At 68.1% G+C, this 16,271-nt stretch carries 9 protein-coding genes; 4 read left to right on the top strand and 5 right to left on the bottom strand.

Annotated features, from left to right (window positions below; translation table 11 throughout):
* Positions 1–2: 2 nt before the first annotated feature.
* Complete coding sequence (gene glgX, locus AC5RVG_RS16625) at positions 3–2,096, top strand: glycogen debranching protein GlgX (protein WP_494014727.1); 2,094 nt, start codon at positions 3–5, stop codon at positions 2,094–2,096.
* A gap of 82 nt (positions 2,097–2,178) precedes the next feature.
* Here the strand turns inward: glgX and AC5RVG_RS16620 are convergent, their stop codons facing one another.
* From AC5RVG_RS16620 to glgP, 5 genes are all read right to left on the bottom strand, one after another.
* Complete coding sequence (locus tag AC5RVG_RS16620) at positions 2,179–2,766, bottom strand: DUF3618 domain-containing protein (protein WP_494002330.1); 588 nt, start codon at positions 2,764–2,766, stop codon at positions 2,179–2,181.
* A complete protein-coding gene (locus AC5RVG_RS16615) occupies positions 2,763–3,215 on the bottom strand; it encodes a phage holin family protein (protein ID WP_494014770.1) in 453 nt (150 codons plus the stop codon). Before AC5RVG_RS16615 ends, AC5RVG_RS16620 begins: the two co-directional genes overlap by 4 nt.
* Before the next feature lie 11 nt (positions 3,216–3,226).
* Positions 3,227–4,051 carry a hypothetical protein gene (locus tag AC5RVG_RS16610; protein WP_494002331.1) on the bottom strand — a complete coding sequence of 275 codons (825 nt, stop codon included), beginning with the start codon at positions 4,049–4,051 and terminating at the stop codon, positions 3,227–3,229.
* 48 nt (positions 4,052–4,099) lie between these two features.
* Entirely contained in the window at positions 4,100–5,164 is a 1,065-nt protein-coding gene (locus tag AC5RVG_RS16605) for a YihY/virulence factor BrkB family protein (RefSeq protein WP_494002332.1), read from the bottom strand.
* A gap of 251 nt (positions 5,165–5,415) precedes the next feature.
* Complete coding sequence (glgP, locus tag AC5RVG_RS16600) at positions 5,416–8,049, bottom strand: alpha-glucan family phosphorylase (RefSeq protein ID WP_494014726.1); 2,634 nt, start codon at positions 8,047–8,049, stop codon at positions 5,416–5,418.
* A gap of 146 nt (positions 8,050–8,195) precedes the next feature.
* Between glgP and AC5RVG_RS16595 the strand changes: the two genes are divergently transcribed.
* Genes AC5RVG_RS16595 through glgB form a run of 3 tightly spaced genes read left to right on the top strand, consistent with a single transcriptional unit; the run spans position 8,196 to position 15,968 of the window.
* On the top strand, positions 8,196–10,244 hold the full coding sequence (locus AC5RVG_RS16595; RefSeq protein WP_494014769.1) for an alpha-1,4-glucan--maltose-1-phosphate maltosyltransferase: 2,049 nt from the start codon (positions 8,196–8,198) through the stop codon (positions 10,242–10,244).
* Positions 10,244–12,043: a maltose alpha-D-glucosyltransferase gene (gene treS, locus AC5RVG_RS16590; protein WP_494002334.1), complete on the top strand. Its 1,800-nt coding sequence runs from the start codon at positions 10,244–10,246 to the stop codon at positions 12,041–12,043. Before AC5RVG_RS16595 ends, treS begins: the two co-directional genes overlap by 1 nt.
* The gene (glgB, locus tag AC5RVG_RS16585) at positions 12,036–15,968 is read left to right on the top strand and encodes a 1,4-alpha-glucan branching protein GlgB (RefSeq protein WP_494014725.1); all 3,933 of its coding nucleotides are present in this window, start codon (positions 12,036–12,038) and stop codon (positions 15,966–15,968) included. The genes treS and glgB overlap by 8 nt, the downstream gene beginning before the upstream one ends.
* Positions 15,969–16,271: the final 303 nt, after the last annotated feature.

Here is a 16,271-nt window from a genome sequence, read left to right as displayed (position 1 = left end):
TTGTGGCCCGTCACGCCAAGAGCCTTTCCCCTGAGCGTCCGACGCGCCAGGCCCGGCTTTCGCGTGCCTTCCCGCTCGGCGTGAGCGACGCCGCCCCGGGCCTGCCGCCGATTCCCGGCGCGGTCAACGTGGCGGTCTTCGCCCCGGACTTCGGTTCGGTGGACGTGCACTTCCAGGACGCGGCGGGCACCTGGCGGCGCGTCGAACTGACGGCGCTCACCGACGGCGTCCACCACGGCACGGTCGAGGGACTCGAGGCCGGCAGCCGGTACGCCTTCTGGCCCCACGGCGAGGAACTGCCGGCGTCCGGGCAGCTGCTGCTGGACCCCTACGGCCGCGCCATCGACGACGACGGCGGTGTGCTGCGCTCGGTGTACGTCACCGGCGGTTTCGACTGGGGGAACGACGCCCGGCCGCACGTGCCGTGGCGGGACACCGTGGTGTACGAGTGCCACGTCAAGGGCCAGACCATGCTGCACCCGGACATCCCGGAAGAACTGCGCGGCACCTACGCCGGGCTGGCGCACCCGGTGATGGTCGAGTACCTGCTGGAGCTGGGGATCACCACGGTGGAGCTGCTGCCGGTGCACTACCACCTGGACGAACCGCACCTGCAAAACCTGGGCCTGGCCAACTACTGGGGCTACAACACGCTCGGCTTCTTCGCCCTCTGGCCGGGCTACGCCACCGCCGCGGCGCAGGCCGCCGGACCGCGGGCCGTGCAGGACGAGTTCCGCACCATGGTCAAGCAGCTGCACGCCGCCGGACTCGAGGTGGTCCTGGACGTGGTCTACAACCACACGGCCGAGGGCGGCAAGGACCAGGACACGTATTCCTTCCGGGGGCTGGCGGACCACGTGTACTACCGGCACGACGGCCACGGGAATTACCTGGACACCACCGGCTGCGGCAACACCATGGACTTCAACGAGCCGCGCGTGATCCAGCTGGCCCTCGACTCGCTCCGCTACTGGGTGGAAGAGTTCCACATCGACGGGTTCCGCTTCGACCTGGCGGTGTCCCTGGCCCGCGACGGAAACAACCATTTCAATCCCCGCCATCCGTTCCTGGTAGCCGTGGGCGCCGACTCGGTGCTCTCCGGGGCAAAGCTCATCTCGGAACCGTGGGACGTCGGCGACGGCGGCTGGCAGACGGGGCACTTCCCGCCGGGCTGGGCCGACTGGAACGACCGCTTCCGCGACACCGTCCGCGATTTCTGGCTGGCGGACCAGGCCGCGTTGGCGGGCGGCGGGCAGGCCGGGACGGTGGCGCGGCTGGCGGGTTGCCTGGCCGGCTCCACCGAGCTGTTCGCCGGTTCCGGCCGCACCGCGCTGGCCTCGCTGAATTTCGTGACCGCCCACGACGGCTTCACCCTGGCCGACCTGACGGCGTACAACCGCAAGCACAACGAAAACAACGGCGAAGAAAACCGCGACGGCCACGACCATAATCGCAGCTACAACCACGGCATAGAGGGGCACACGGGGGACGGCCGGGTCCTCGACGCCCGGGACCGGAGCGCGCGTAACCTGATGGCTACCCTGTTGCTGTCGCTCGGGGTGCCCATGATCTGCGCCGGTGACGAGATCGGCCGCAGCCAGCAGGGAAACAACAACGCATACTGCCAGGACAACGAGCTGGCGTGGACCAATTGGCAGCTGGACGAGCGCGAACACCGGATGTTCGATGCCACCCGCCGGCTTATCCAGATCCGCCGGTCCTTCCTGGCGCACCAGCCGTATAACTACCCGGCACGGGCGGACAGTTCCTACCTGCTCTGGTTCAACGCCGACGGCGAACCGATGACTCCGGACGACTGGAACAACCCGGACTGCCGCCTGGTCCAGCTGCTGATGGGATCGCCCCAGGGCGTGATCGATGGTCTGCTGGTGATCAACGGGGCGTGCCAGCCGCAGAAAATCGTGATGCCGGCCCCGCACGCGCTGCAGGACTTCGGCAAGAACCGCGGCGGGAACCACGTGTTCGAACTGCTCTACACCACCGCGCATTCCGAGGAGCAGCGGCGCGGCGCCAAGGTCCGCAGCGGCGAGAAGGACATGGTGGCCGCCAACAGCCTCTCCGTCTACCGCTCCTGACTTAACGCAGCCGGCGCCGGGAAGGCCCTCAAAGCCTTCCCGGCGCCGGCATGCCGGCCATTAGCCGGCGTGCACCCAGGGGTCAGATCTGCCGGGGCTCCTCCTGGACGTTGCCGCGGGCCTCTTGTGCCCGTGCCTTCACGTCCTCGGCGGCGGACGCTCCTTCGGACTTCACCCTGCCCGCCGAGTCCTGGGCCGAGGACTTCAGGTCTTCGGCTGCCTCGCGGGCCGGCTCCTTCATGTCCTGGGCCACCTGGCGGGCGGAGTCCTTGACTTCCTGCACCACCGGTTCGGCCTGTTCCTTGACCTTGTCGGCTGCCTGCTGCTCCACCCGGCTGGCCGGGAACAGCGAGGACAGCAGCCAGCCGGCGCCGAAGGCGATCAGGCCGGCCGCCACCGGGTTGCCCTCGGTCTTGCGGGCAAGCTGGTGCGGGGCGTCGCTGGCCATCTCGCCGGCATCGTGCATCATGGAGCGGGTGCCGCCGGTGGCGTCGTCAGCCGCGCCCATGATCTTCTCCTTGACGCGGCCCACGGAATCCTTCACTTTGTCCGTCTGCCGGTGGACGATGTTCGACGGCGACGCTTTTTCCGCCACGGCGTCCACATCCGTGCCCAGCCGGGCGCGGGTACGTTCGATGTCGGCTCGGATTTCTTCGGGTGACTGGCTCATAGCGCTTCCTCACTTGGCTTCAATGTTTCCGGAATCTGCTTCACTGACTCGGTGGTCCGGGGCATCCCTTCGACCGTCTTCAGCTGCTTGCGGCCAACCGAATACAGAATGGCCGCGATGATGGCCCAGATGACTGCCACAATCAGGCCGGACCAGGCCCACCCGATCCCGCCGGCGATGAGCGCCCACAGGGCCAGGGACAGGAACAGGAGGACGAAGTGGCCGGCCACGCCGGCTCCGCCCAGCAGGCCCGCGCCCTTGCCGGCTTTGGTGCCGGTCTCCTTGAGTTCGGCCTTGGCCAGCTCAACCTCCTGGCGCATCAGGACGGAGATGTCCTTGCTGACCTGGCTGAGCAGATCGCCCAAGGATTCGTTCTCGGCCTTGATTTCCGCCCGTGTCGGTTCGGCGCCATCCTGGCCGGGCACGCGTTGATTGCTCGGGCCCGGCATTTGCTGGTGACTCATCGAGTCCCTCCGTCCTCATAGGGGTTCCGCTCCGGGATCGCGGTGCCTCGGCCACCGACGGGCGGTTCGCCCACAGGGTAGGTGGTTTCGGGCTGTGCCGGGGCGCCGCCGAGGGCGGAACCCGTCTGCGCTCCCGGCGCCGCGAAGCCGGCGGCGCTTTGGGCCTCATAGCTGCCCGTTCCTGCCGTGTCGTAGACGGAACCGGTGGTTGCACGGTGCGTGCCCACGCTCCTGCCGGTCATGGAGCCGCTGCCTGCTCCGCTGTCGGCAGTCAGGCCCTTGGTCAGGCGCCCGGCCAAGACGCCGGCCCCCGCCGCGATCGCCAGGAAGGCTCCGGGCCGCCGTCGGGCAAAACGCTTGACCTCGTCCAGCAGGGATCCCGGGTCGCGGTTCTCGAGCCATCCTGCGACTGAGTCGGCCCGGCCCGCCACCTGGCTGACCAGTTGAGTCGCCGGTCCGGACTGTTCCGAGTTGCGGGCCATGGAGTTTAGCTCCTCCCCGATGGACCGCAGCCCCGAAGCCACGCGTTGCTGCTGCGTGTTGGCCTGGCCGCGGACACCGTCGCCCAGTTCGGACATCAGGTTGCGGGCCTTGTCTTTGGCTTCGTACGCCACCTGCTTTGCCTCGTCCTTGGCCGTCTGCGCAACGTGCTGGCCGGCTTCGGCCCCTTCACGCCCTACTTCCCGTGCCTCGGTCTTGGCGGTTTCGCTCCTGGACTGGCCGGTTGAGGGCGGGTTCGACGGCGGCGGTACGGCCGTGCCACCTGTGGGGTAAACGGGAGCGCCCTCGTCGTAACTGCCGGAATGTGGATTCGTGGTCATGGCAATTCCTTTTCCTAGTCGGGTTCTTCCTGTCAGTCCTGATCTTGGTCAGCTATGCTCACGGGATTCCTCGTGGGAATGCGCGTGCTCGCGGCGCAGATCGCGCCCCCGTGCAATGTCCTCCTCTTCCTTCTCGGCATTCTTCTCGATCTTGCGGTTATCGCGGACCGGAAGCTGGATGTTTTCTTCGGCGGCCATGCCGGCCTGCAGTTCGCGGCCGCGTTCGGTCTCGGCATCGAACTCTGCGCCGAACAGCAGGGCGAGGTTGGCCAGCCAGAACCACAGCAGCAGGACGATCACCCCGCCGATGGCTCCGTAGGTCGCGTTGTAGTTGCCGAAGTTGGCTACGTAGAAGGCGAAGCCCAAGGTCGCCAGGGCCAGCACGATCAGCGCGACCAGGGCGCCCAGGCTCATCCAGCGGAACTTCGGCTGCTTCACGTTAGGCGTCGCGTAGTACAACACGGCCACGATCACCACGGCGAAGATGACGACGACCGGCCATTTGGCGATGTTCCAGGCGGTCACTGCCGCCTCGCCGAGTCCGATCACCGAGCCGATCGCCTCCGCCACCGGGCCGGACACGACCAGCATCAGCAGCGTCAGGACGGCCAACAGCAGCACCACGAGGGTCACCAACAGCATCATCGGGCGGAGCACCCAAAACGGGCGGCCTTCTTCGACCTCGTAGATCCTGTTCATGGCCCGGCCGAAGGCGGTGACATAACCGGATGCCGACCAGATCGCGCCTACGAGGCCGACGACGAACGCCAGCCCGGCTCCCTGGGAAGTGGCGAGCTGCTGGATCGGCTGGCGGATGACATCAACGGCCTGGCCGGGTGCTACCTGCCCCAGCATGTTCATCATGGCGTTGGTGGTTTGTTCCGCCTGCCCTACCAAGCCCAGGATGGAAACCAGCGCCAGCAGGCCGGGGAACAGGGACAGCACCGCGTAGTACGTGAGCGCCGCCGCAAGATCGGTGCAGTTGTCGTCGGAGAACTCCCGAATGGTCTTGCGGAGGATGTACTTCCACGAAGACTTTTTTACTTGCTGCGGTTGCTGCGGCTTGTCCCCGTGGTCCGGCGGTGGTGCCTCCCGCTCGGTACTCGTGCCCATGTTCGCCTCCTTCGTAGTCCATTCGGACGGAACACCCTCATGCTATTAGTCAGCATGCTGATAATAAAGGGGTGAGTCACACAGAAGGACGTACGAAGCAGCACATTTCCGCTCTAATCCGGCATGAAACGGGGGGTCCCGGCCGATTTAAAGAAACTGTCGGATAGCTACGTTTCAGCCGTTCTGTTGCCACTCGCGCCCGCCGCCCGGGCGGGCGACGGGCGCGAGCGGCAACGGGCGCTGCCCGTGGATCAGCCGGTGGCGTTGGACACCAGTCCGAGTTCGGCATGGTTTGCCAGCGCCGGGTGTTTGGGCAGCACCCGCACGCTGTACCCGAACGACCCCGATCGGTCGATGGTGACCGGGCCGGTGAAGAGATAGCGGCCATCGCCCAGCTGTTCGGCGAGGGCAAGTTCGTCACTGGAGGTCTGGGCGAGGTCGTCGTTTTCGGTGACCTGGCCATGCACCACCTGGACGGTGACGCTGTCCGGCGCCAGCGAGCCGAGCCGGACATAGGCATTGACCGTCAGCGATTCGCCGATCTGCGGCTCGTCCGTGATGCCGAGCGAGTCCACGTGCTCCACCGACACGTCGGCCCAGGCTGCATGCACACGGCTGGTCCACGCCGCCAGTTCCTTCGCCGCCGCAAAATCGTCGGCCCGGGCCGTCCGGCCGGATGCCCAGGCGGGACGGTACAGCTGCTCCACATAGTCATGCAGCATCCGTTCGGCGGAAACCGCCGGACCCAGATTGGCCAGCGTGTGCTTGATCATGGCGATCCACTGGTGCGGTACGGCATCGTCGGCTATCGGCTGGGACGGGCCGGCCGCCCCAGCGCCCTCGGAGACCTCGGCGGCATAGAAGCGGGGCGCCACGTGGTGCTCGATCAGGTCGTAGAGCGCGGCTGCTTCGATATCGTCCCGATCGTCCGCGCTGAACATGTCCGCGGTCCCTGCATCGGTGGACGGGTTCGCCGTCGGGATCGCCCAGCCGTTGTCGCCGTCGTACATCTCGTCCCACCAGCCGTCCAACACGGAGAGGTTCAGCCCGCCGTTGATGGCTGCCTTCATGCCGGACGTCCCGCAGGCTTCCAAGGGGCGCAGGGGGTTGTTCAGCCACACGTCGCAGCCCGGGAACAGCGTGCGGGCCATGGCGATGTCGTAGTTGGGCAGGAACACGATCCGGTGCCGGACCTCCGGGTCGTCGGTGAAGCGGACCAGATCCTGGATCATCCGCTTGCCCTGTTCGTCCGCCGGGTGGGACTTGCCGGCGATGACCAGCTGGATGGGCCGTTTCGGGTGCAGGAGCAGCGCCTTGAGCCGGGCCGGGTCGCGCAGCATCAGGGTCAGCCGCTTGTAGGTCGGCACCCGGCGGGCGAAACCGATGGTCAACACGTCCGGGTCCAGCACGGCGTCGGTCCACGCCAGCTCCGCGTCCGCGGCCCCGCGCTTCTTCCAGGCGGCCCGCAGCCGGCGGCGGACATCCTCGATCAGGGCCGTCCGCAGGCTTCGGCGCAGCGCCCAGATGTCCTCGTCGGACACGTCGTAGACCCGGTCCCACTGGCGGGCGATCACCGGCTCGTCGCCGAACGCCGACCGCGCGTACTCGGCGATCCGCGGGTCCACCCAGGTCGGCACGTGCACGCCGTTGGTCACCGAGGTGATCGGCACTTCCTCCTGGTCGAAGCCCGGCCAGAGCCCGGAGAACATGCCGCGGGAGACCACACCGTGCAGCTTGGCCACGCCGTTGGCCCGCTGTGCCAGCCGCAGGCCCATCACGGCCATGTTGAACTTGGACGGATCTCCGCCGTCGTAATTCTCGTCGCCGAGTTCCAGGATCTTCGCGGTGGGCACGTCCGGGGCGAGGCCGGCGCTGAAGAAATGCTGGATCTGCGCCTTGTCGAACCGGTCGATGCCCGCGGGCACCGGCGTGTGCGTGGTGAACACGGTGTTGGCGCGGCCGGCGGCCAAGGCCTCGTCCCACGTCAGCCCGGCGGCCGCCAGCTCCTGGATGCGTTCGATGCCCAGGAAGCCCGCGTGCCCTTCGTTCGTGTGGAAGACCTCCGGCGCCGGGGCGCCCGTGAGCCGCTGGTGGATGCGCAGCGCCTTCACGCCGCCCATGCCCAGCAGCAGTTCCTGCTGCAGGCGGTGGTCGCCGCCCCCGCCGTAGAGCCGGTCGGTGATGCCGCGGGCGGCCTCGTCGTTGCCCGGGATGTTGGAGTCCAGCAGCAGCAGCGGCACCCGGCCCACGTCGGCGCGCCAGATGTAGGCGCCGAGCCTGCGGCCGTTCGGCAGCGGCAGCGTGACCTGGGCCGGCTGCCCGTCAGGCTCGCGCAGCAGCGTCAGCGGCAGGCCGTCCGGGTCCAGGACGGGGTACGTCTCCTGCTGCCAGGCGTCGCGGCTCAGCGACTGCTTAAAGTAGCCGGCGGCGTAGAGCAGGCCCACGCCCACCAGCGGCACGCCCAGGTCGGACGCGGCCTTCAGGTGGTCGCCGGCCAGGATGCCCAGGCCGCCGGAGTACTGCGGGAGCACATGGGAGATGCCGTACTCGGGGGAGAAATAGGCGATCGACGCCGGTGCGTCCGCTCCCAGCGTCTGGTACCAGCGGTCCTCGGTCAGGTACTGCTCCAGGTCGGCGTCCAGTTCCCGCACCCGCGCGACGACGTCCCGGTCGTCGGCCAGCGCCCGCAGCCGTTCGCGGGTGAACGAGCCGAGCAGGGCGACGGGATCCTGGCGCACCTCGGACCAGGCCTGAGGATCCAGTTGTTCAAAGAGTTGCTGGGTGGGCCGGTGCCAGGACCAGCGGAGGTTGCCGGCCAAGCGGGCCAACGGAGCAATGCTCTCGGGGAGGACAGTTCGGACAGTAAATCTGCGGATTGCCTTCACCCGGCCTAGGCTAGCGCAGATCCCCTGCGCCGTTGATGGCCGGCGGGTGAATGCGCGTCGAACTGGCCGTCAACCCGGTCGCAGGGCGTGGGGATCCTTCGCAATCGGGAAGGAATCTCGCTAACGTCTGTCTTGTGACGACTTCGATGCAGGAGCAGAGTACGACCCAGCCAGCCCCCCGCCTGAAGTTCGGCCGGATCCCGGTGGTCGACGTCTGGCCCGTGGTCGGCGGCGGCGAGTTTCCGGCCAAGGCGATACCGGGCGAGGACCTGGAGGTAGCCGCCACCGTCTTCCGCGAGGGGCACGACAAGATCGGCGCGACCGCGGTGCTGTTCGACCCGGACGGCCGGCCCGTCCAGCGGGCAAGGCTGACGCCCGGCACGCCCGGCACCGACCGCTGGCATGGAACCCTCCGGCCCACCGGCACCGGCCTCTGGACCTTCCACGTGGAAGGCTGGGGAGACAATTACGCCACCTGGCGGCACAACGCCGAGGTGAAAATCGCCGCCGGCGTGGACGTGGACCTCATGCTGGCCGAGGGCCGGCTGCTGCTGGAGCAGGCCGCGGGCCAGGGCGGGCGGCCGGACGGCAACTCGCAGGTGCTGCGCGACGCCGCCGCCGCGCTCGCCGACGGATCGCTCACCGTGCATGAACGTTTGGCCGCAGGAACCTCGGACGCCGTGCTGGACGCCGTGAACAGCCATCCGATCCGCAGCCTGGTGAGCCCCTCGAAGCGGTACCCCATTTTGGTGGAGCGTGAACGGGCCGGCCGTGGCGCCTGGTACGAATTCTTCCCGCGCTCCGAGGGCGCGCATTACGACCCGGCGAACGGGCGCTGGACCTCCGGCGACTTCACGACGGCGGCCGAGCGGCTTCCGGCCGTCGCGGCCATGGGCTTCGACGTGGTGTACCTGCCGCCCATCCACCCGATCGGCGAGGTCAACCGCAAGGGACCGAACAACACGCTGACCGCCGGGCCCGGCGACCCCGGATCGCCGTGGGCCATCGGATCCAAGGACGGCGGGCATGACGCCATCCACCCCGACCTGGGCGGATTTGAGCAGTTCGATGCCTTCGTGGCCGCCGCCGAGGCGCTCGGCATGGAGGTGGCCCTGGATCTGGCGCTGCAGGCCGCCCCGGACCACCCGTGGGCCACCGAGCATCCCGAATGGTTCACCACGCGGGCCGACGGCACGATTGCCTACGCCGAGAACCCGCCGAAGAAGTACCAGGACATCTATCCGCTGAACTTCGATAACGACCCGCGCGGCCTGTCCGAAGAGGTCCTGCGGATCGTGAAGCTGTGGATTTCGCACGGCGTGAAGATCTTCCGGGTGGACAACCCGCACACCAAGCCCCTGTGGTTCTGGGAATGGCTGATCGGCACGGTGAACCGCGAGCACCCTGAGGTGGTGTTCCTGGCCGAGGCCTTCACCCGGCCGGCCATGATGCACGCGCTGGGCCGCGCGGGCTTCCAGCAGTCCTACAGCTATTTCACCTGGCGCAACACCAAGGAAGAGATCGAGGAGTACTTCACCGAGATCAGCCACGAGACGGCGCCGTTCTTCCGGCCGAACTTCTTCGTCAACACCCCGGACATCCTCACCGAGTACCTGCAGTACGGCGGCCCCGCCGCGTTCAAGGTCCGGGCCGTGCTGGCGGCCACGGCCAGCCCGCTCTGGGGCGTCTACGCCGGCTACGAACTCTACGAGCACGTGGCCCGGCCGGGCGCCGAGGAATACATCGACAACGAAAAGTACGAATACAAGGCCCGCGACTTCGCCGCCGCGGAGGCCGAAGGGCGCTCGCTCGCCCCGTACCTGACCCGGCTCAATGCCATCCGGCGGGCCCACCCGGCGCTGGGCGACCTGGGCAACCTCACCGTGCACCGCAGCACCGACCCGGCCACGGTGGTGTACTCCAAGCACAAGGCGCACCTGCCCGAAAGCCACGGCGGCGGGCGGGACACGATCATCGTCGTCGTCAACGTGGACCCGCACAGCGCGCGCGAATCGACGGTCTCGCTGGACCTGGCGGCGCTGGGGCTGCGGGAGGAGGACCTTAACGACGACGGCACGTTCTGGGTCGATGACCTGCTCAGCGGGCAGAGCTGGCGCTGGGGCGAACACAACTACGTGCGGCTGGACGCACACGTGGAACCCGCCCACATCCTGCACATCCGAAGGAACCGCTGATGGCCGGCCCCTTCCAGCTGCACGCTCCGGGGCTGACGCATGACCCCCACTGGTACCGCAAGGCAGTGTTCTACGAGGTGCTGTTGCGGGGCTTCGCGGACTCCAACGGGGACGGATCGGGCGACTTCTCCGGGCTGATCGACAAGCTGGACTACCTGCAGTGGCTGGGCGTCGACTGCCTGTGGATCCCGCCGTTCTTCAAGTCCCCGCTGCGGGACGGCGGGTACGACGTCGCGGACTACTTCGACGTGCTGGACGAGTTCGGCACCATCGGCGACTTCAAACGCCTGGTCGCCGAGGCCCACGCCCGCGGCGTCCGGGTGATCATCGACCTGCCGATAAACCACACGTCGGACAAGCACGACTGGTTCGAGCAGTCCCGGCGGGACCCGGAGGGGCCGTACGGAGACTTCTATGTCTGGTCCGACACGGACGAGAAATACCAGGACGCGCGGATCATCTTCGTGGACAGCGAGGATTCGAACTGGGCGTTCGACCCGATCCGGCGGCAGTTCTACTGGCACCGCTTCTTCAGCCACCAGCCGGACCTGAACTTCGAGAACCCCAAGGTGATCGAGGCTTTGTTCGACGTCGTGCGCTTCTGGCTGGACCAGGGGATTGACGGTTTCCGCGCGGACGCCATCCCGTACCTGTTCGAGGAAGACGGGACCAACTGCGAGAACCTGCCCGCAACGCACGCCTTCCTGCAGGACCTGCGCGCACTGGTGGACACGGAATACCCCGGCCGCGTGATCATCGCCGAAGCCAACCAGCTGCCACACGAGGTGGTGGAATACTTCGGCCAGCCGGACGGCGACGGCGGGTTGCGCCCCGAATGCCACATGGCCTTCCACTTCCCGATCATGCCGCGGCTGTATTACGCGCTCCGGGACCAGAAGGCCGCCCCGATCATCGCCACCATGGAGCAGACTCCGGCGATCCCGGCCGGGGCCCAGTGGGGAACGTTCCTGCGCAACCACGACGAACTGACGCTGGAAATGGTCACCCGCGAAGAACGTGAGGCGATGTTCGGCTGGTACGCGCCGGATTCCCGGATGCGGTCCAACATCGGAATCCGCCGCCGGCTGGCCCCCCTGCTGGACAACTCGCGCGCCGAGATCGAACTGATTCACGCGTTGCTGCTGTCGCTGCCGGGCAGCCCGTTCCTGTATTACGGGGACGAGATCGGCATGGGCGACAACATCTGGCTCGAAGACCGCGATGCCTCCCGCACCCCGATGCAGTGGAACCCCGACCGCAACGCCGGCTTCTCCACCGCGGACCCCGGCAAACTGTACCTGCCGGTGGTGCAGTCGCTGGTCTATCACTACAACTACGTCAACGTCGAGGCGCAGCTGGCGCACAACAGTTCGCTGCTGCACTGGGTGCGCCAGATGCTGGCCGTGCGCAAGGCCCATCCCGCCTTCGGCCTGGGCACCTACCGGAACGTGCCGGTGGACTCCGAATCTGTGCTGGCCTTTCTGCGCGAATTGCCGGAGGACAATCCGGAAGGCCTGGAGAAAGAGGTGCTGCTGTGCGTGTTCAACCTGTCGCAGCACCCCGTGGCGGCACCGCTGCGGCTGCCCGAATTTGCCGGCCGGGGGCTGCGCGACACGTTTGGAGGCGTCCCCTTCCCGGCCTTTGACGACGCCGGCCAACTCACGCTGACGCTGGGCAGCCACGACTTTTTCTGGTTGCGGCTGCGTTCGGCCGCGTCCAACCCGGCATCTCCACAGACCGAGACACTCCCAGTCATCAGACCCGCGACTGAAGGAACAGAGGTGGCATCACATGCCTGATTTCACGCCGAGCCTGCCCGAACTGCTGCACCAGTGGCTCCCCGCCCAGCGTTGGTTCCCCGCCAAGGGCCAAGAGTCGGTCCTGCGCCGGTTGGGCGGCATCCGCTTGCAGGACCCGGCCGGGGCGGTGGGACTGGAAGTGCACATCGTGGCCGTGCACACTGCCGACGCCGTCCACGTGGTCAACGTGCCGCTGAGCTACCGCCGGGAGCCCATGGCCGGCGGGGAGGCGGCCCTGCTTGGGCGCGTGCAGCAGGGCTCCGAGGACACGTGGGCGGCAACCCGCGAAGAGGGCGAGACCGTTGGGCCGGACAAGCCGGCGGGCGGTACCGCGGGGGCGGCCGGCGGCGCCGCGGGCGGTACTGCGGGCGGTACCGAAGAGCGCTGGATTTACGACGGCGCCCACGACCCGGTGTTCGTGGCCGCCTGGCTGGAACTGATGCGGCGGCAGTCGGTGACGGGCGACGGGCATACCCGCGGCCACGCCGGGGCCGGATTCGATTCCTGGCCGGAGTTCACCACCGGGCTGCAGGCCTCCGTGCTGCTGGGTGAGCAGTCGAACACCTCGGTGGTGGTCCAGTCCGACCAGGGTCCGCTGATCGTGAAGTTCTTCCGCGTGCTGGAAGCCGGCACCAATCCGGACGTCGAGGTCGGTGTGCTGCTCACGGAGGCCGGGTGCCGCGAAGTCCCGGTCACCTACGGCTGGGTGACCGGCGGCTGGCTGACTCCCGGACAGGACAACGACGGCGGCGACCGCCTCTGGGACACCGGACACCTGAGCGTGCTGCGGGAATTCATTCCGGACAGCCAGGATGCGTGGCGCACCGCGTCGGGCTCCGCCCTGGACGGCACGGACTTCAGCTCCCAGGCCCGCGAGCTCGGCGCCGTCACCGGACGGATCCACCGCAGCCTGCGCGACGCGGCCGGCGCCTCCCCGGCGGACGCCAAGGCCGTCGAGGCGTTCAAGGCCGCGCTGGCGGAACGGATCCGCTGGGGCTGGGCCCAAGCCGGGGCGTCCGTGGGGCCCCTGGACGACGCGGTGCAGGAACTGCTGGACCGGCTGGACCAGGTGACCGAGCTTCCTCAGCTGCAGCGGATCCACGGCGACTACCACCTGGGCCAGGTGCTGTTCTCGGCACAGCGGGGCTGGGTAGTGCTTGATTTCGAGGGCGAACCGCTGCGGCCCATGGGCGACCGCGGCACCGACGACGTGCCGCTGCGCGATGTGGTGGGCATGCTCCGCTCGTTTGATTACGCCGCCGGCGTTGCCCGGCTCGCGGAGCCCGACGATGCGGCCGGCGCCGCCGCCGACAACTGGGCGGCGCAGGCCAGCTCCGCCTTCCTGGACGGCTACCGGGAGGGGACGGGCGAACCGGTGGACACGTCCTCCACGCTCTTCCGCGCGTTGCTTTTGGACAAGGCCCTCTATGAAGTGGTGTACGAACAGCGCAACCGCCCGCGCTGGGTACAGGTGCCGGTCCGCGGCGTACGCGAGGCCCTGGCACCACTGGCGGGCACCGGCACCGGGCCCGGAAGCGGCCGGACGTCTGCCGCAGTCGGCGCAGCGGCGCCGGTAGCTCCCGCCTTCGCGGGTGCGTCCGCGGCCGGAACTTCCGTCCCGGCAACTTCCCGCGCGGCCAACACTTCCGGCGCGGCCAACACTTCCGGCGCGGCCGGCACCCCCGGACCGGCATCGCCGTCGGGCAGCCGCTCCCGCACGCCGGTGCGTGTCGAGCCGGAGGTGCTCTCCGCCGTCGCGCACGGGTCCTACCACCAGCCGCACGCAGTGCTCGGTGCCCACCTGGACGACCATGGACACGTCACCGTCCGCACCCGGCGTCCGCTGGCCGACTCCGTCACGGTGATCACGCCGTCACTGCGCGTGCCGATGGAACACGAGCACGAGGGCATCTGGGTGGCGGTATTCCCGGCCGATGATCCGGGACGCGTCCCGGATTACCGCCTCGAGGTGGCGTACGACGGCGGTGCTCCCGCCATCAGCGACGATCCGTACCACTACCTGCCCAGCCTGGGCGAAATCGACCTGCACCTGATCGGCGAGGGCCGGCACGAGACCCTGTGGACCGCGCTCGGTTCCCACGTGCGCCGCTACAACTCCGCGCTGGGCGACACGTCCGGGGCCAGCTTCGCCGTCTGGGCGCCGAATGCCCGCGCGGTCCGGGTCAAGGGCGACTTCAACCACTGGGACGGCGCCCGGCACGCGATGCGTTCCATGGGCGGATCCGGCGTGTGGGAGCTGTTCATCCCCGGCGTCGAGGCCGGTGCCGTCTACAAGTACGAGCTGCTGGGCCAGGACGGCCAGTGGCGGGAGAAGGCCGACCCGATGGCCCGCTGGACCGAGGTCCCGCCGTTGACCGGGTCCCGCGTGGTCGAATCGCACTACCGCTTCGGCGACCAGGAATGGATGGAGCGGCGTGCCGCCCGCGACCCGCACAACGGGCCGATGAGCGTGTACGAGGTGCACCTGGGGTCGTGGCGGCTGGGGCTGGACTACCGGCAGCTGGCCGACCAGCTCGCCGAATACGTCAGCTGGCAGGGCTTCACGCACGTGGAGTTCATGCCGGTGGCCGAGCACCCGTTCGGCGGATCGTGGGGCTACCAGGTCACCTCCTATTACGCGCCGACCTCGCGCTTCGGGCACCCCGACGACTTCAAGTACCTCGTGGACAGGCTGCACCAGGCCGGCATCGGAGTCCTCCTGGACTGGGTCCCGGCACACTTCCCCAAGGACGAGTGGGCGCTGGCCCGGTTCGACGGCCAGCCGTTGTATGAACACGCAGACCCCCGGCTGGGCGAACACCCGGACTGGGGCACGCTGATCTTTGACTTCGGCCGCCGCGAGGTGCGGAACTTCCTGGTCGCCAACGCGCTGTACTGGCTGGAGGAGTTCCACATCGACGGACTCCGGGTGGACGCGGTGGCCTCCATGCTGTACCTCGACTACTCGCGCAATGACGGGGAGTGGGTCCCCAACATCCATGGCGGCCGCGAAAATCTGGAAGCCATTTCCTTCCTGCAGGAAGTCAACGCCACCGCGTACAAGCGGGTGCCGGGCATCGTCATGATCGCGGAAGAGTCCACCGCGTTCGACGGCGTGACCCGCCCGACCAGCGCGGGGGGCCTCGGCTTCGGCCTGAAGTGGAACATGGGCTGGATGCACGACACGCTCGAATACATCGCCGAGGACCCGGTCAACCGGATGTACCACCACGGCAAGGCCACCTTCTCGATGGTCTATGCCTACACGGAGAACTTCCTGCTGCCGATCAGCCATGACGAGGTGGTCCACGGCAAGGGGTCGATGCTGCGCAAGATGCCCGGCGACCGCTGGCAGCAGCTGGCCAACCTGCGCGCCTACCTGGCCTTCCAGTGGGCGCATCCCGGCAAGCAGCTGATCTTCATGGGTACCGAATTCGGCCAGGAGTCGGAATGGTCGGAGCAGCACGGGCTGGACTGGTGGCTCTCCGAAAACGTTCCGCACAAGGGCCTGCAGCACCTGGTCCGCAACCTCAACGGGATCTACCGTTCCACGCCGGCCCTGTACGAGCGCGACAATGAGCCGGCCGGCTTCCAGTGGATCGACGAGAACGACGGCGCGCACAACACGCTGTCCTTCATCCGCTGGGACCAGCACGGAAACCCGCTCGTCTGCGTGGCTAACTTCTCGGGGGCCCCGCACGAAGGGTTCCGGCTGGGAATGCCGTGGGCGGGCGAATGGGACGAGGCCCTGAATACCGATTCCGCCGAATACGGCGGATCCGGAGTGGTCAACGCAGGTGCGGTCACCGCCGTGGAAGGCGGCTGGAAGGGCAGCCCCGCTTCTGCGACGCTCCGGGTGCCGCCGCTGGGCGTGGTGTACCTGAAGCCGGCTGCCGGTGGCCCGGCCAGGGTGGAGGAAGGATGAACGGCAGCGGAATTTACATCCGCGCCGACCGGTGCTAGAGTTTAAAGCCGCGCAGGGCGGTAAGGCCGCCTCGCCGAACCGGCCGAAGGCAGTTGCCAACGGGCGGAGCGGGACCGGGCGGTTTGACAAGAACTGCCGGCGCGGGTAAGTTAGAAAAGTTGCTCCGGAGCGATGGAGGGCCTGAGAGGGTCGTCCTGGTGCCGGGCGCTCCTGTTGTTTGAGAACTCAATAGTGTGCCAAGTTTGTTGATACCAATTATTTATTGGTTGAAAGTGCCGTGGCGTGCCGCCCCTGTGGTGTGTC

This window comes from Arthrobacter senegalensis, assembly GCF_059091765.1.
Note: the sequence above shows the minus strand (reverse complement) of the source record. Positions and strands in the feature narration are given on the sequence as shown.